The sequence below is a fragment of the Flavobacterium gillisiae genome (genome assembly GCF_900107635.1).
GTDB lineage: Bacteria > Bacteroidota > Bacteroidia > Flavobacteriales > Flavobacteriaceae > Flavobacterium > Flavobacterium gillisiae.
Map to the genome: position 1 here is coordinate 1 of NZ_FNRD01000009.1, position 17,703 is coordinate 17,703.

At 34.5% G+C, this 17,703-nt stretch carries 15 protein-coding genes; 4 read left to right on the forward strand and 11 right to left on the reverse strand.

Going from position 1 to position 17,703, the window contains the following annotated elements; all coding sequences use genetic code 11:
• On the reverse strand, window positions 1-2,693 hold a 2,693-nt coding region (locus BLV35_RS12680), incomplete at its 3' end, for a DUF11 domain-containing protein (RefSeq protein ID WP_176980621.1).
• Window positions 2,694-3,111: 418 nt separating this feature from the next.
• Here BLV35_RS12680 and BLV35_RS12685 point away from each other — a divergent pair.
• On the forward strand, window positions 3,112-4,191 hold the full coding sequence (locus BLV35_RS12685) for a glycosyltransferase (protein WP_091090722.1): 1,080 nt from the start codon (window positions 3,112-3,114) through the stop codon (window positions 4,189-4,191).
• 87 nt (window positions 4,192-4,278) lie between these two features.
• Here BLV35_RS12685 and phoU read toward each other — a convergent pair whose 3' ends face one another.
• The 10 genes from phoU to BLV35_RS12735 all read right to left on the reverse strand — a co-directional run bounded on the left by phoU (window position 4,279) and on the right by BLV35_RS12735 (window position 15,322).
• Window positions 4,279-4,947 carry a phosphate signaling complex protein PhoU gene (gene phoU / locus BLV35_RS12690; RefSeq protein ID WP_091090726.1) on the reverse strand — a complete coding sequence of 223 codons (669 nt, stop codon included), beginning with the start codon at window positions 4,945-4,947 and terminating at the stop codon, window positions 4,279-4,281.
• 61 nt (window positions 4,948-5,008) lie between these two features.
• Window positions 5,009-5,761, reverse strand: a complete 753-nt coding sequence (pstB, locus tag BLV35_RS12695) for a phosphate ABC transporter ATP-binding protein PstB (RefSeq protein WP_091090730.1) — start codon at window positions 5,759-5,761, stop codon at window positions 5,009-5,011.
• A gap of 1 nt (window position 5,762) precedes the next feature.
• A complete protein-coding gene (gene pstA, locus BLV35_RS12700) occupies window positions 5,763-6,641 on the reverse strand; it encodes a phosphate ABC transporter permease PstA (protein ID WP_091090734.1) in 879 nt (292 codons plus the stop codon).
• 1 nt (window position 6,642) lies between these two features.
• Window positions 6,643-7,851 carry a phosphate ABC transporter permease subunit PstC gene (pstC, locus tag BLV35_RS12705; RefSeq protein ID WP_245712057.1) on the reverse strand — a complete coding sequence of 403 codons (1,209 nt, stop codon included), beginning with the start codon at window positions 7,849-7,851 and terminating at the stop codon, window positions 6,643-6,645.
• A 185-nt stretch (window positions 7,852-8,036) separates the two neighbouring features.
• Complete coding sequence (locus BLV35_RS12710) at window positions 8,037-8,900, reverse strand: PstS family phosphate ABC transporter substrate-binding protein (protein ID WP_091090738.1); 864 nt, start codon at window positions 8,898-8,900, stop codon at window positions 8,037-8,039.
• A 156-nt stretch (window positions 8,901-9,056) separates the two neighbouring features.
• Complete coding sequence (locus tag BLV35_RS12715; RefSeq protein ID WP_091090741.1) at window positions 9,057-10,274, reverse strand: porin family protein; 1,218 nt, start codon at window positions 10,272-10,274, stop codon at window positions 9,057-9,059.
• Between the two features lie 262 nt (window positions 10,275-10,536).
• The gene (locus tag BLV35_RS12720; RefSeq protein WP_091090745.1) at window positions 10,537-11,832 is read right to left on the reverse strand and encodes a porin; all 1,296 of its coding nucleotides are present in this window, start codon (window positions 11,830-11,832) and stop codon (window positions 10,537-10,539) included.
• A 247-nt stretch (window positions 11,833-12,079) separates the two neighbouring features.
• Window positions 12,080-12,913 (reverse strand): universal stress protein, encoded by an 834-nt coding sequence (locus tag BLV35_RS12725; RefSeq protein WP_091090749.1) that lies wholly within the window; start codon window positions 12,911-12,913, stop codon window positions 12,080-12,082.
• A 64-nt stretch (window positions 12,914-12,977) separates the two neighbouring features.
• On the reverse strand, window positions 12,978-13,892 hold the full coding sequence (locus tag BLV35_RS12730) for a TerC family protein (RefSeq protein WP_091090752.1): 915 nt from the start codon (window positions 13,890-13,892) through the stop codon (window positions 12,978-12,980).
• Window positions 13,893-14,365: 473 nt separating this feature from the next.
• The gene (locus BLV35_RS12735) at window positions 14,366-15,322 is read right to left on the reverse strand and encodes a LysR substrate-binding domain-containing protein (RefSeq protein ID WP_091090754.1); all 957 of its coding nucleotides are present in this window, start codon (window positions 15,320-15,322) and stop codon (window positions 14,366-14,368) included.
• Window positions 15,323-15,405: 83 nt separating this feature from the next.
• Between BLV35_RS12735 and BLV35_RS12740 the strand changes: the two genes are divergently transcribed.
• From BLV35_RS12740 to BLV35_RS12750, 3 genes are read left to right on the forward strand one after another with little or no spacing between them, the layout of a single operon-like run.
• Window positions 15,406-15,723, forward strand: a complete 318-nt coding sequence (locus BLV35_RS12740) for a hypothetical protein (protein ID WP_091090758.1) — start codon at window positions 15,406-15,408, stop codon at window positions 15,721-15,723.
• A gap of 4 nt (window positions 15,724-15,727) precedes the next feature.
• On the forward strand, window positions 15,728-16,687 hold the full coding sequence (locus BLV35_RS12745; protein WP_091090762.1) for an L-threonylcarbamoyladenylate synthase: 960 nt from the start codon (window positions 15,728-15,730) through the stop codon (window positions 16,685-16,687).
• Between the two features lie 29 nt (window positions 16,688-16,716).
• Window positions 16,717-17,679 (forward strand): sodium-dependent bicarbonate transport family permease, encoded by a 963-nt coding sequence (locus BLV35_RS12750; protein ID WP_091090765.1) that lies wholly within the window; start codon window positions 16,717-16,719, stop codon window positions 17,677-17,679.
• The last annotated feature ends 24 nt before the right edge of the window (window positions 17,680-17,703 follow it).

A 17,703-nucleotide genomic window follows, 5' to 3' on the forward strand; every position in this document is an offset into this window, starting at 1 on the left:
CCAGGTGCTGTTCCTGCTGCTACACTTATTGCTCCGGTAGTCGTGTTTAAACTAATTCCCGTTGGCCATGTACCGCTTTGTGCGATTGTAGAGTTGGCTGTTGTACTTGCAACGCCATTGGTTGTGTCATTCGATAATACAGTAGTGATCGCAATTCCGCCAGTTGCAGCGATGCTTCCACTTTCTGTTATCGGTGTGACTACCGATGTTACCGTTACATTGTCTGTTACTGTAGCACAGGTTTTTGGTGTCAGTTTATCACATAACTCGTAAGCAACTGCATATACGCCAGGTGCTGTTCCTGCTGCTACACTTATTGCTCCGGTAGTCGTGTTTAAACTAATTCCCGTTGGCCATGTACCGCTTTGTGCGATTGTAGAGTTGACTGTTGTACTTGCAACGCCATTGGTTGTGTCATTCGATAATACAGTAGTGATTGCGATTCCGCCAGTTGCAGCGATGCTTCCACTTTCTGTTATCGGTGTGACTACCGATGTTACCGTTACATTGTCTGTTACTGTAGCACAGGTTTTTGGTGTCAGTTTATCACATAACTCGTAAGCAACTGCATATACGCCAGGTGCTGTTCCTGCTGCTACACTTATTGCTCCGGTAGTCGTGTTTAAACTAATTCCCGTTGGCCATGTACCGCTTTGCGCGATTGTAGAGTTCGCTGTTGTACTTGCAACGCCATTGGTTGTGTCATTCGATAATACAGTAGTAATCGCAATTCCGCCGGTTGCAGCGATGCTTCCACTTTCTGTTATCGGTGTGACTACCGATGTTACCGTTACATTGTCTGTTACTGTAGCACAGGTTTTTGGTGTCAGTTTATCACATAACTCGTAAGCAACTGCATATACGCCAGGTGCTGTTCCTGCTGCTACACTTATTGCTCCGGTAGTCGTGTTTAAACTAATTCCCGTTGGCCATGTACCGCTTTGCGCGATTGTAGAGTTCGATGTTGTACTTGCAACGCCATTGGTTGTGTCATTCGATAATACAGTAGTGATCGCGATTCCGCCAGTTGCAGCGATGCTTCCACTTTCTGTTATCGGGCAAACAACGTTACCTATTTCTACTACTGATCCATTCGAAGTACAACTTCCTAAAGTTGCCGTTACTGTATAAGTCCCCGCAGGTGCAGTAATTAGACTCCCTGATCGAGTAACTCCTACTGACGGAGTTGTGCTATAAGTATAAGCAGCATCATAATTAGAAATCGCAATACTTCCCGTAGTTTTTACACATGTTGGTTTCGTTACAAGACCAAATGTTGGAACAGGTGGGCATGGTACCGGTGTATTGGTTGATGTGTTATTTCCTGGCGTAGGATCTATTGTGGTGCTGCTTACCGTTGCTGTATTCACATAACTACCTGTTGCTTTTACTGTCGCTACGATATTCAATGTTGTAATACCTGAATTAGCAAGGTTACCTATAGTCCATACTCCCGTGGCTGAAACATAAGCTCCGGATCCATTATCGGATACATAAGTATAACCGCTAGGTAACAGATCTGTTACTGATACTCCCGTCGCTGCACTTGGTCCGTTATTCGTTACTTTCAAAGTGAAGGTTACATTGCTTCCTACATTTGGTGTAGCATTGCTTACCGTCTTAACGATTGCTAAATCTGCTTTTTTAAAAGTAATGGTAATAGTTGCCCGATTAGATATATAATTTTTTACATCTTTAATACTATAACTTATCGGAGTTGGGTCACTTCTAAAGGTAGCTAAAGGAGTAAAAGTTACAACACCCAAAGAATTAACAGTCCAGGTTCCTTGCCCTTGAACAATTAATTGATCTAATGTACCATTGGCATCTGTATCCGTACCTCCTACAAAACTAACAGAACTATAATTTATATCATTATTAGAATCAGTGTCGTTTGTTGTTACATTTAAACTTACTGGTCCGAGATTATTTAATAAACTTTCATCATTATTTGCTACAGGAGCATTATCAAATTTCACTTCTCCAAAACTGATTGAACTTTGCCTATTTGAACCAACTATTCTTCGTCCTATTCTAAAAGTGGCAACATTTACATTAGTAAAACTCACAGTGACTATATATGGAGTATCTGTCAATCTAATAGGATCTACTGAACTAGAAGGACCTTGGAATCTTGTATAAGAACCAACCATTGAAGCAACTAATAGTGTTGGACTGTTCAAGGTGTAGTAATTTGGAGACGCTATAACCGTATCAAAAAACTCATCACCATCGATATCTAATGCTTCTAACACAAAAGAATTTAAGGTAATTAACTCACCTGTTAATGTCAATAAGTTATAAGTACCCGCTTTAAAAAACTCAATTCTCCATTCTACATATCCCCCTGCAGAAGTTGTGTTTTGTACAGGCTGAAATCGGTTTATCAAACCGCCGCCACCATTAGTAGGATTATCGACATCTACAATTACCGCATTAGAAATTGAAACAATAGTCACTACTGCATCTACACTAAAACCATTGGCATTTGTTACATTGTAATATATATATTTGGCCCCAGTAGTTTTATTCGGAGCGCTTGCCGCAATATGAGTTGGATTACTAAATACAGGAGTTTGCGATTGAATAGTAGAGCTATTAAGCAAGAATGAAAACAACAAAATCATTAAATAAATGACATTATTATTTTTACATCCCTTTCTAATAAAGAGAGGAGTAAAGTTTAGTCCCATGGATAATAATTTAAGTAATAAATGGTGGAATTTTGATAAGGAAAGAAAGAAATTGTTTTTCATGAAATAACATAAGAAATGCACATTGATACTTGTTTTTAGAATAATTTAGCATCAATCAAAACTGAATATTCTTATTAAAAAACTCTTAAATAATGCACAAAAGTAATTTTAATAACGCCAAAATTAAAATTTATCCGATGAAACAACTCTTTTACTCGACTAAAACCAATTATTTTTAAAAACCAATTAAACTTAGCCCCATAATTAGTACAAATTGAAAACTTAAAACAATTAACAGTGCTAAAGTTCAGTTATGGCCCTAATTTTAATTCAAATTAATAATTTAAAGGTTTGGTAATACAAAGTGTTTCTTTCCAAAACCTTAGTTTGTGTACCTTTCCCAAAAAAAGCAACCATGTCAATACCGAAGGAGATTAACAATACCCCGAAAACTATTTTGGTTGCGCCATTAAACTGGGGCTTAGGACATGCAACCCGCTGCATCCCTATAATAAAGGCATTGCAAGAAAGTAATCATATACCCATAATTGCATCTGATGGAATAGCTCTTGCTATGTTACGCAAAGAATTCCCTTATCTACAAACAATCGAATTGCCATCTTACCAAATAGAGTATGCTAAAAATGGGAAGAATTTCAAATGGAAGTTATTACAAAATGCTCCAAAAATGCTGAAAGCCATTTCGAATGAAAAAAAACTGGTTGCCTCATGGATTAAACAATACGATATCGACGGAATTATCTCAGACAACCGCCTAGGCGTTTTTAATAAAAATGTACCCTGTGTATTCATAACGCATCAGCTCAATGTGATGACCGGAAATACAACTTGGTTAACGAGCAAACTACATCAAAATATAATTAAAAAATATACAGAATGCTGGGTTCCTGATGTTCCCGGCCAGCCAAATCTGGCAGGGGAATTAAGCCATTCGAACAACTTGTCCTTTACACCTAAATACATCGGCCCACTAAGCCGCATGCATAAAAAAGAAACCCCAAAACAATACGATCTGATGGTTATTCTGTCCGGCCCAGAACCGCAACGAGAACTATTGGAAACTATCCTAAAAACCGAATTAAAGCGTTATCGAGGCGATGTAGTATTCATCAAAGGAATTGTAGAAAAGGAACAAAAAAAGGAACAACTAAAAAACATTACCTATTTTAACTTTATGACTAGCCGTCAACTCGAGCAAACTTTTAATGAAAGTGACATTGTTCTAGCACGTTCGGGTTACACAACGATTATGGATCTGGTAAAGCTGGGTAAAAAAGCCTTTTTCATCCCCACTCCTGGGCAATATGAGCAACTATATTTAGCCAAAAAATTAAAAGAAGACGGTATGGTTCCTTACGCCGAACAAGACGATTTTAAAATAGACAACTTACCAGAGGTGAAAAAATATAGCGGCTTACAATGCTTTAACAACACTCCCGATTGGAAAAAATTATTTGGTGTCTTCGAAATTTAAAAACAGTACCGCATTAAAAAAGCTGATTTTTATATCATTAATTGATATAAAAACCAGCTTTAAAATTTAATTCAATCGTGAATTTAATTATTTCTTATCTGTAAATTTTTCGTGCTTGATAGTCTTCGCATTGATCATAAAATAAACAGATTCTGCAACGTTTGTGCTGTGATCTGCAATTCTTTCGAAGTGTTTCAATGCAATAATTAAATTGGTACCAGAAACAACCGTTTTAGAATTGTTTTTCATTTCTCCAATGATATTATCAATTGCATCGCTACTTTTACTTTTAATATCAGTGTTTAACGTGAAAATTTCTTCAATAGTATTTTCATCCATATTAAGAAAACACTCATTTGTTTTAACGGTAATATCTTCTACGCCTCTTACAATATCAGTAATATCAAATTTTGATATTAGCTCATGCTTCTCTTTAATGCTTTTCGTAAGTTTGATGATACTCATAGATAAATCACCAATCCTTTCGATCTCTCTACTAATTTGCATTGCCGATATGATAAATCGCAAATCGGACGCAACAGGTTGTTGTAAAGCAAAAACACTCTGACAGATATCATCGATTTTTACATCCAATTTATCAATTTTGTTTTCTGTTTTCTTTACTTCTTTACTTTCTAAAACGGGTTCTGAAAGCACTGACTTAACAGCTTCAGCAACCTGACTTTCAGCCAGACCCCCTATTTTTATAATTATACTTCTAAGCTTACCAAGTTCTGTTTCTAAGTGTGATGCCATTTTTTTCTAAAGATTTGAAGATTTAAAGTTAGTAGATTCTGAATTCATATCAAAATCATTTTTATCCAAATCTTCCTGTTATATAATCTTCCGTTTGCTTGATTGCCGGTTTTGTAAAAATAGTTTTTGTTTTGTCGTACTCAATCAATTCGCCCATATAGAAAAAAGCAGTCGTATCACTCACTCGACCAGCCTGTTGCATATTATGTGTAACAATAACGATAGTGTATTTGTTTTTTAGCTCATAAATAAGCTCTTCAATTTTTGAAGTGGAAATTGGATCCAAAGCCGATGTTGGCTCATCCATCAATAATATAGAAGGCTTTATTGCAAGAGCACGAGCGATACATAACCTTTGTTGCTGACCTCCAGAAAGTTCAAAAGCTGATTTTTTTAGTTTGTCTTTTACCTCATCCCAAAGCGCCACTTGTTCAATAGTGGTAACCACACGCTCTTCAATTTCATTTTTATCTGTAATCCCGTTAACTCGCAATCCATAAGCTACATTTTCAAAAATAGTCTTTGGAAAAGGATTTGGTTTTTGAAAAACCATCCCCACATTTTTACGCAAATTATCCACATTGGTGTTTTTTCCGTAGATATCTGTTCCATCAATAACAATACTTCCGGTCATTTTAGTACCGTCGATAAGGTCATTCATTCTATTTAACAAACGCAGATAAGTTGATTTACCACATCCTGATGGTCCAATTAAAGCTGTAACCGTATTTTCTTTCATTGATAAAGAAATATCGCGCAAAGCATGATTTTCTCCGTAGTAAAAATTTACGTTGTTTGATTCTATTTTATGCATGTTAATTCATTTTTACTTTTTTTCCATAATATTTACGAAGTGCATTCGCCAATAAATTAGAAATTAATACAATAATAATTAATATAAGTGCCGTACCGTAAGCCATAGCTCTTGATTTTTCAATATCAGTTCCACTCGTTGCGATCACATATAAGTGATAAGGCAATGCCATCGCTTGATCAAAAATGGATCTAGGCAATTTAGGTAAAAAATAGGCAGCAACGGTAAATAAAATAGGTGCCGTCTCTCCAGAAACCCTTCCTATGGATAATATTAATCCTGTAATAATATTAGGAAATGCTATTGGAAATACAATTTTGCTTGTCGTTTCCCACTTACTTGCTCCTAATCCTAAACTTGCTTGTCTAAAGGTATCGTCTACTGCTTTCAATGATTCCTCTGTTGTTCTAATAATAACTGGAAGCACTAATAACCCTAAGGTTAATCCACCGGCTAAAATCGAATCTCCAAATTCCAACTTATTCACAAATAACGACATCCCGAAAAGTCCAAATACAATAGATGGAACTCCAGCAAGATTATTTGTCATTTGCTTAATTATTTTTTTAGGCCAGCCGTCTTTCACATATTCATTCATATAAATAGCCGCTAGTACACCTACAGGAAACGCAAATATCATACTTGCTATAACCAAACAAAGTGTTCCAACAATAGCAGGGAAAACCCCTCCTTCAGTCATTCCATTTTTTGGCATTTCACTAATAAATTCCCAGCTGATAACACCAATCCCTTTTACTACAATAAAAGCTAATATTACAAATAGAAGTGCTACAATAGCATAGCTTGTCGCTGTAAAAATACCAAAGGCAATATTTTGACTTCTTCTTTTTTTCTTTGCTAAATTATTTTCAGTACTCATCTTAGTGTTTTTTATGGGAATTTCTATTGGTAACTAATTCTACTAACATATTGATCCCAAAAGTGATTATGAATAGAATACAACCCAATGCAAATAAGGCTTCATAGTGCAAACCTCCGTTTGGAGCCTCACCTAATTCTGCCGCAATAGTAGCAGGAATTGTTCGAATAGGTGCTAAAAAAGAATGAGGTATTACCGCAGCATTTCCAGTTACCATTAATACGGCCATAGTTTCACCAATAGCACGACCTATACCTAAAATAGCACCGGCTGTTATCCCAGATGCAGAATATGGAATTACCACTTTATAAATCGTTTGCCAATGCGATGCCCCTAAAGCTAAACTCGCTTCTTTCATAGCACGTGGCGTGTTGCGCATTGCATCCTCTGAAATAGTGATAATTGTAGGCAAAGCCATGATTGCAAGCACGACACTACCCGCCAAAGCAGTTTCACCCACAGGTAAACCAAAAAGACTTTGAATTAAAGGTACGATAACCACCAATCCAAAAAAACCATAAACTACAGACGGAATTCCCGCCAGAAGTTCGATAAGTGGTTTTAATAAATTACGAGTTCTTTTCTTTGCAATTTCACTTAAATAGATGGCTGCTGCCAAAGCGATAGGCAAAGCCAAGAGAATAGCTCCTAAACTCACCCATAGTGTACCATAAATTAAGGGCTTAACTCCCATTTGGGCAACGGGTTCAGCAGTAGGAAACCATTCTTCACCGGATAAGAATTTATAAACGGTAATTTTATTTATGTCTACTTCTTTTCCTTTAAATTCTTTATTTACATACTTATCAGAGAAAAAGGCAATGATGCCAGGCGTTTTAGCCATAAGCTCATTTATTTTGTCAGGGAAATTAACAAAATTCTCCCCAAGCTCTTCTTCAGTATAATAATCTGTTATATCACCAGTTCTGAACAAAACGATAGGTTCATCCTTTCCCCCTAGTTCTTTCCAGTTTGTGATTTTTTGATCAAAAATATCCTTAATCTGTGATGGCTCTAATTTTCCTACGGGATTTGACTCATTTACTGCCAATAAAAAACCCTTGTCTATTGGTTTTTTGGTAAAAACCCCAGCACCTTCTATAAATAGAAAAAAGACAATTAAAATTACTGTAATACTAGTAGCGGCGCTACTTAACATCAAAATAGATTCAATTACCTTCTCTTTAATCTGTTTAAAATTTGTTTTCAAAAGAGTGTTTTTTATTTTTTAGCAAAATTACGTCAGCTCAAGGCGTTGAATGTGTTCGCACCGTTAACCTTAGGTTAACTTAATGTTAAGAGATTATTTAAAATCTAAAATTACAACAAATTTACAAATAAAAAAGGTTGCTCCTAATAGAGCAACCTTTTAAGTATCTAAAAAATTAACCTTTATTAATTCAATGGAATGTAACCAACTTCAGAAACAATTTTTTGTCCTTCAGCAGAAAGCGCATAGTCAACAATTGTTTTTACTTTCGCAGCATTTACCTTGTTGAACATATAGAACAATGGTCTAGAGATAGGATATGATTTATCTTTAGCGCTAGCTACAGATGGCTCAACAAAAGTTTTTCCTTGGTCATAAGATATAGCCAATTGTTTTACTTCTTTAGTTTCATATGCCAATCCGATATATCCAATAGCTCCTTTAGTTTGACCTACTGCTTGAACGATTGCACCAGTTGCAGGTAAGTTCAAAATATCTGTTGCGTAATTTTTCTTATCCATAACCTCATCTTTAAAGAACTCATAAGTTCCTGAAGAAGACTCTCTTGAATAAGCAACTATTTTTGCATCATCACCACCAACTTCTTTCCAGTTTTTGATTTGTCCTGTAAAGATTTTTTCTAATTGCTCACGAGTTAATTTAGAAACCTTGTTTGCTGGATTAACAATTACTGTTAATGCATCATATGCTATTATAACTTCTTCGATCTCTACTTTTTTATCAGCAAATTTCATTTTTTCTTCAGTCTTCAAATCTCTAGAAGCCATTGCGATATCAGTAGTACCATCAATCATTGCCGTTATACCTACACCTGATCCACCTCCTACAACAGTAACACTTACATCAGCATTTGTTTTCATCAATTCTTCAGCTTCTTTTTGTGCCAATGGCAAAACAGTATCACTACCTTTGATAGTTACAGATACTGCAGCACTTGACCCTTCAGTTCCTTTATCATCTGTTTTTGCTTTACCACAACTTAACATACCGATTAAAGGTAAGATTAAAAATAATTTTGATGTTTTCATTTTATTTTTTTATTAGTTTTTTTTAAATTTTTTACAAAAGTAACACTTCAATGTTAACTCTGTGTTAAGCCAATATTATCCAATATTTACCCTTTTAGAGCGCTATTAAATTTTCACAAATAAAAAACCGCAATTCTACGGTTTCTCATTCTGAATTTATATTCCTATTTCTACTTGAAAACGAGCAAACCAGTTATTGTCTACGCTTCCACTATAATTTTGTACATTATCATAAGAAAACTCCCCTTGCACTTTTACCTTATGTCCAAATATATATTTAGATAACCCAATCGTGTACTCATCAACATTTGGACTTATCGTTTGAATATCGGCATCTACTTTTTGGGTAGAAAATCTACCTATTATTTGATAATCAGAAGGAAAAAGATAACTCAATTGAGTATCAATTCCGTGACCTACATAAACCGCTTGTTTTTTAGTTATATCCAACGGATTTACCGTAATAGGATTGTCAGCCATTCTTGACATATAAGCTGCAGAAGCTGCCCATCCATTATACTTTAACATAGTGTCAAAAAACAATGATTGAAGCGTTCTTGACTCATACAAACTACTTCCTAACTGTCCTTGAGATCTTAATGCATTATTGTTTTGACTAAAAGCTCCAGACACCATCCATTTAAGTGTTTTTTCTCTCATCAAATCTGCTTCAAAATTTGATCCGTTTTTAGTAAAAGCTCCTAAAGGAAACAATTCTACTTTACCCGTCAAAGCGATTCCATCATCTTTTGTTTTTACCCAGTTTCTACCTTCTCCTTTAGTAATAGCACCTTTTAATGAATAGGAAAAATGCTCTGGACTTCCTTTCGAATAATCTAAAAATACTCCAAAATCACGATCAATATTGAACTTTGAATTATTAATACTACGATCCGTAAGCTCCAATGAATTTGAGGAAATTACACGTTGATTATTTCCTGGCAATTTAGTTTGACCGAAACCAATTGTAAAATGAGGAGTAGCTTTGTAAAAAAGAACTCCGTCTAAAATCACATTCCCACTATTTCCTACCACTACGGTTCCAATATCTCTCGCTGAAAAACCTAGTTCTACTTTATATCCAAACTTAGGATTATAAACAAAACCGTCTAATTTAAGACGCATTCTTCTAATTTCACCTTCTACAACTCCTGACTCACCATCTTCTTTACCGTAACCTATTCTACTTTGAACTCGGAATCCAATATTCACTTGAAATAAACTATCTTTTTCAGTAAATCCAAACTTCTTCTTTGAATTTAGGTATTGTGATAATTCTGTTTTTTTAACAACTTCCTTTTTCTCTATTTTATCTTCCTGGGCTGACGCAAACATGGTAAACATTAGCACGATACTTAATAAAAATCTTTTCATTTTAATAATTTGTTATTATTTTATTATTTCGGTGCAAAATTAATGTTAATAAATCCTTTTAGTATTAAGACAAGGTTACCATAACAATAATTTAAGGTAATCCAAAAACACTAATTACCTGCTATTTAATAATTTACGCCTAATTTACTTATTTTTCAAATACTAAATAGGATTAAATTTAAATTCTACCTCCTAGAAAAAAAAAACATCAGCTACTCATTAAGAGTCTCTGATGTTTTTTACATTCTTGAATTATATATCTCTAAAAATTAAACTGAGCTTGTAATCTCAATAAATTTCCTTGCTGCCTGTTGTTCTTAAGCACGCTATCTTCAAAAGTTCTGTCCGCGATAACCCAAGTTGCAGTTAACTCAAATGCTTTATAAGGCTGCCATTCTAAACCCAACTCATAATCTCTAACCGTGTAACTTCTAGCATCTTTTTCAAATTTCTTTCCACCATCATAGTATTGGAATTTAGCAAACGGATACAGTAATTGATTTTTTGGTAAATCCCACTTATAGTTTAAGGTAACGTAACCACCTTCTAAACTAGAAACATCTACTGAATTTGTAATTTTATTGTATCGAGGCCCTTTACCAATATTATATTCCGCTTGAACACCAAATGGTTTTGGATACAACACAAAAGAAGCCGCTACTCTTTGGTCAAGAGTATATTGTTTGTCTTTTACAGAAACACCCGTGGAAATTTCGTTTCCAAAAGCCCATTTACCAGTATACGCTTGAAGACCTGGTTCAATAATCTGGCTTCCTATCACAAACGGATAACTTACTCTAGTTACTACGTGCAAGTTTCTATTCCCTTCTGACTTATTAGATGTTTGACCGTTGTATGCTCCAAATGCAAACACACCATAATCTCCTGAACCTTTATATCCATCTTTAATAAGCATAGCGAAACGCTCTCTTATTTTACTTGGTGCCCAATAGAAGAATGCACCCAGATCTCTTTCATTTGCAACAGCACTATTTAAAGCATCATTACGATCTAAGGTCAATCTATTTTGACTTGATTGCATGTTTTCAAAACCAAAAGGAACTTTGCTCTGCCCTACTCTTACACGAAATTCTTTTTTAGCATCAAATGACAAATCGAAATAAGCATCGCGTATCTGTAAAAAATTATTAACCCCTGTACTAGGAGAACTTGCGATATCTGGCTGAATGTAGAAATATACGTTTGGATGTATTTGACCTGAAAACACAATACGAGCTCTTCTAATAAAAAAACCATTATTTGATTTTACATCATCGCCAGTCGTAGTCGTTCCCCATGATTTATCACATTGCTCACACGATACTTTATCATTAGTCGATAACAATCCGTTATACCGCACCTGCGCATATCCTCTAATGCTGATTTTATCATACCATTGCGAATCTTTTTTCGGCTTTGCTTTCTCTTCGGCTGCCTTTACTTTGTTTATGGAATCTAAAACACGGACAACTTCTTTAGAAATTGCGTCTTTGTTAACGTCTTGCGCTTGAAGTACTGCTGTACTAACTATAAAAAGTGCAATTAAAAGTTTTTTCATGGTTAAATGGGTTGCTAAATTTTCGGCAAAGATGAAACCGTAATGTTAAGTTAACGTTAGCAAACCATTAAAAAATTAACCTTTGTTTTACATTTTTTTAACAATATAAAAACCAAAAAATAACCTACAAAAAGCACAAGGCTCCCCTTATAATACAGGCTATTTAATTTTGACAAAAAAAACAGCAAAAATATTTCTACCTAAAACATCAATATTACCCTCAGATATTCATGCATTTTTACTTGAATTATGTTTTATTAAACACAAGTAATGGCACTTTAGCATTAAACGAATAGTACGCTGATTTACTGGGGTGAAATATCTTAGTAAAAAAACTTCTGTTTTGTTGAGTGAACATAATCAACATAGAAGGTTTTGACTTCTTAATTACACTACGTATATTTAAAATCAAACTTTCAGTCAGATCGATTTTCTTGATATGCAGTTTAAAATCACGGCCTGAATTTCCTTTAATCAGTTTATCCAAAGCAATCCTATTTACTGCATCGTCTGTTGGGTATTCGAAATGAAGAATTTCGACTATTGCATTTAATGGTTTTACAAATTCATTCACTTTAACTACTTCTTCCTCAAGATTCACAAGGTCAGACGCATAAATAATTTTGTTTATTTCACTCCTACGATAATTGAAAGGCACAGCAATAACAGGAACTGTTGAATGGGTTATTAGATTTGAAGTGTTTGATCCAAATATTTTTTTTAGTTTTCCAGAACCTCTGGTGCTAATGCATATAAAACTAAAATTGTTTTCTTGGGCGTACTCTCTGATGCTGCTGTCAGTGAAAACAGCACTTTTTATTACACACTTTTTATTTGACAAGCTTGAATCAATGCCTTTATAAAGTATTTCTACAAATTTGTTAAGCTTTTTTTTAATTTTATCCTCTTCTTTATTTTCGAAAGCAACAAGGGCTTCACCACTCATCAAACCTATATTTGCGATATAATAGGAATGGAAAAAAGTCAACTCACACTTATGTTGTGACGCCAATTGAATAGCAAAACGACAAGCTGCTTTTGAATTAGAAGAAAAATCGGTAGTAACAAGAATCCTATCCATCTTAGTTATAAATTTATCTTTAATATATCAAAACCTTTTAATTTCTTAGTGAGTAACCACAGTATTATATTTTCTTACTAGCAGTTAATGAAGCTACTACACTCAAGATTAAAATGACAATAATTACCAACAATGCTATTTGTATTGGTAGCTTATAAAAATCAACCAGCGACATTTTTAGTCCTACGAAAATTAGAATCAAAGCAAGTCCCTTAGACAAATACTGGAATTTATCCATCATCCCTGCTAAAGCAAAATACAAAGAACGAAGTCCAAGTATAGCAAATACATTTGAAGTATAAACAATAAAATGGTCTTGAGTAATCGCTAATATTGCAGGAATACTATCTGCTGCAAAAATTAAATCAGTGACTTCGATTAATATCAATACTAAAAATAAAGGAGTTGCAAATAATTTTCCATTTTGCTTAATGAAAAAATCTCCCCCATGATATTTACTTGTTACGGGAATAATTTTTCTGATAATTTTAATTAATGGATTTTTTTCTGGCTCAATTGCTTTCTCTTTTTGAGCGAGCATTTTATATCCTGTATAAATCAATATCACTCCAAAAACATAGATTGTCCAATGAAACTTTTCGAGTAAGGCCACCCCAGCAAAAATAAAGGCCGCTCTCATTATCAAAGCTCCTATGATTCCCCAAAATAAAATTTTATGTTGATGAATCGTTGGCGTTTTGAAATAAGAAAAAATCAGAACGAACACAAATATATTGTCTACACTTAATGCTTTTTCAATAACGTAACCTGCAAGAAACTCTAAGGCTTTTACTTCTCCCTGCCAATAATAAATAAACACATTAAAGCACATTGCCAGCGATATCCAGACTCCCGTCCAAATCAACGCTTCTTTGATAGTTATTTCATGCGCTTTTCGATTAAAAACCCCTAAATCCAAAGCCAGCATCAACAATACAAACACATTAAATCCAATCCAGAAACTTAAATCCGTTTGCATATCTCGTATTGTTTAATTTAGTATTCGGACATAAATATACGATCTTTTTACGACACTACAATATCATAATTCGCTCAAAATCAATACTTAACAACTGGAGGAAAAGCGTACTGTTTTTATTGTTCAAACCATATGCGAGCGTACGAATATTTGGAACGAAAACCATAATAAACACTAATTGTTTACTGCACAAAACCCAGTTTCTATTCCCGTCCACAATAAATATCTTAAACCGAAAAAGCGCAGTCGATTGACAACTACACTTTCTTACGATTCATATATAAATTTATCCTTGCTGTTCTTAATATACAGCCACCAAAATAGGGGTTCGACTCACTCCATCAATTGTCTGTATTTACGCATCTTGACAAACAACTACACTACACTATAAAAAAATGTGTATCAAGTCCGTTTAGAATCTAACTCCATATGTGCTTCAAAAAAAAAACCCCAATTAAATACTAACTACACCTTTATGATTTAAGTTCTTTATTTCCAGTACCACGATTTCTATCTTTAATCCATTTAAAAGAAGCGTCAATAATTATTTCCTTTTCATTTTGAATAAAATCCAAATAAGCAGTTGCTACCGGCGAAAACTTCTTGCCTTTCAACCATATTAAATTCCAGTTCGACTTTATTGGTAAACCTTTAACGGGAACAATCTGCAAACTGCCATTATTGAGTTCATTCTTAACTCCTATTAAAGGCATAATGGAGCACCCCAACCCAGCTAAAACAGCTTGCTTTACTGCCTCATTTCCAGTAAGCTCAACCTTTTTAGGGACATTCAAATTATTGTTTTCGATAAATTTCTCCATTATATAACGTGTTCCCGAACCTTCCTCACGATAAATAACGGCTAATTCTTCTAAAATAGAAACCTTATAAATTTCTTTTTCGAATACTTGTTCTGCATTTACCATCATATAAAGTTCATTGGGTAACAACTCTACCTTATCGATTTGTATGGAATCAGGCAAAACAGAAACCAAAGAGAAATCAACCTCATTATTCTCTAAACTCTCTAAAACCTGTTTCTTATTGGTAACATCCAAAACCAAATCGACTCCAGGATTTCGTCTTAAAAAATCAGAGAGAAAATAAGGCATCACGTATTTTCCAGTAGACACAATTGAAATTTTCAAGCGTCCACTTAATTCTCCTTTGTAAGCCAAAGTTTTATAGTTAATCGCCTCGACCTCATTTAAAACTTTTTCGGCAGCGATAGCAATTTCCTTACCAAAATCAGTAACATACAGTTTTCTACCGATAACCTCCGTTAACGGAAACTCAAATTGATCTTGAAAATTCTTTAACTGTATAGAAACTGCGGGTTGTGTAAGATGCAACTCTACAGCGGCCTTAGTAATACTCTTATTCTGAGTCACTTTAAGAAAAACATACAGTTGATGCAAAGTATAGTTCATAAAATAATTTTATGTATTCCATTACAAATATAAATAAAAACAAATGAATTAACCGTTCTACATTTGCAAAAAAAATAACAACAATGAAAAAAGAGAAAGACTACCAGTTCAAATTAGTAGAAGGGCAATACACACCATTAGAGGCTAAAAAAATTCTATTAGGATTAATAAACAGTAAAATTAACTTCCATCAATTAGAAAATTTCAGTAACGAGATTCGCTTTAGCGAGAATACTGCTCATTCAAAAATCAGAATTGAATTGCTTACTGATGCTTCTGAAAACATTACAGACTTACTCGCTTACTCCCTTCTAAACGACATGCATTTTAAAATAGACGGAACTATCCAGATTTCCTTAGTCCCAGCAAAAAAACTAAAACCCATAGCTCAAAAAATTTAAAAAAATGGCTTTAATCAGCACTTCATCTCACGATGCCGCAGCACTTCTAAATCAAAATGAAATTGTTGCTATTCCTACAGAAACGGTTTACGGACTAGCAGGAAATGCTTTCAGTGAAAAAGCGATTAAAAAGATTTTCGAATTAAAAAAAAGACCTTTTTATAATCCGCTTATTGTTCATATCAAATCGGTTGCTGATTTGAATCAGATTGCCACTGAAATCTCAGCAAAAGCAATTTTATTAGCGGAAACATTTTGGCCAGGCCCACTGACTTTAGTATTAAAAAGACAAAATACAATTCCAGATTTAGTTACTGCAGGAAAAAACACAGTGGCAGTTCGAGTTCCTAATCATCCAGTAGCATTAGCACTTTTAGAACAATTAGATTTCCCACTGGCTGCTCCAAGCGCAAATCCATTTGGTTCCATTAGTCCGACGAAAGCACAACATGTAGCGGACTATTTTGTCGAATCTTCACTAACCGTTTTAGAAGGTGGCGAATGCCGAAGCGGAATAGAATCTACGATAATTGGTTTTGAGGACGGGTCAGCTGTTTTATATCGATTAGGCTCCATAACTATTGAAGAAATTGAAACTGTTATTGGTCCGCTAAAAATAAAAACAAACAATGAAAAAACACCATCTGCACCAGGTATGCTTTCAAAACACTATGCGCCAAAAACCAAAACCATATTAACAGAAACCGTTACCGAAGAACTGGAGCTATTTAGCACAAAAAGAATTGGGTTACTAACCTATCAAAATCATTTTGAGCATAAAAACATAGTGACAAATGAAGTTCTATCAGCAACAGGAGATTTAGCTGAAGCAGCGTCCCGTTTGTATAATGCCTTGCACAAATTAGATCACTTAAACCTTGATGTAATTATCGCCGAAAAATTTCCTGATCATGGATTAGGAAGAACTATTAATGACAGATTGGAACGAGCAACAAAAAAATAAATCCATCCTAAAAAATAAACTACCCAACAATGAACTTCGATTTACTACTTGAAAACATCACAAATCCAGCCTTACTATTTTTCTTACTCGGTATCATCGCTGTTCGTCTAAAAAGTGATTTAGAAATCCCCAAAAACTCTTCTAAATTTATCTCCCTTTATCTTCTTTTTTCAATTGGTTTTAAAGGAGGACAAGAATTATCACACAGTCATTTCACACTTGACATCATTTGGTCAGTTGCATTTGGAATTTTAATCGCACTCATTATCCCTCTATATAGTTTTTTCATACTCAAAAAACATTTTAGCATCGAAAACTCAGGTGCCATTGCTGCGGCTTATGGCTCTGTTAGTGCCGTTACGTTTGTAACCGCTATTACTTTTTTAGAAATGCAAAACTATACTTTTAGTGGTCATATGGTCGCAGTTATGGCGCTTATGGAAGCTCCAGCGATTATAGTTGGTGTGATTTTAATTCGATTATTCAGTAAAAACGATGTGCATAGCACCAAAATGAGTTCCCTTATCAAACACTCTTTTACCAATGGTAGCGTACTATTAATCACAGGAAGTTTAATTATAGGTTTCTTAGCGAGTGATCAACAAGCCCTGGGTATCAAGCCTTTTACCACGGATATGTTTAAAGGATTTCTAGCCATATTTTTACTTGACATGGGAATTGTAAGCGGTAGAAAATTAAATGACTTTTTTAAAAGTGGGTGGTTCAGCTTCTTTTTTGCAATCATTATCCCATTAATAAACGGAATTGTCGTTGCATACGTCTCCCATTTTATAACAGATGATATTGGTAACCGATTTATTTTTGCAGTACTGGCTTCAAGCGCGTCCTACATTGCAGTTCCTGCGGCCATGAAAATTGCAGTTCCAAAGGCAAACCCTGGAATTTTCCTGCCTATGGCCTTAGCCATAACCTTTCCTTTTAATATAACATTTGGAATGCCTATATATCTTTCCATAGTCTTATGTTCTTAATAATGCAGGGACATTTAAAAAGAT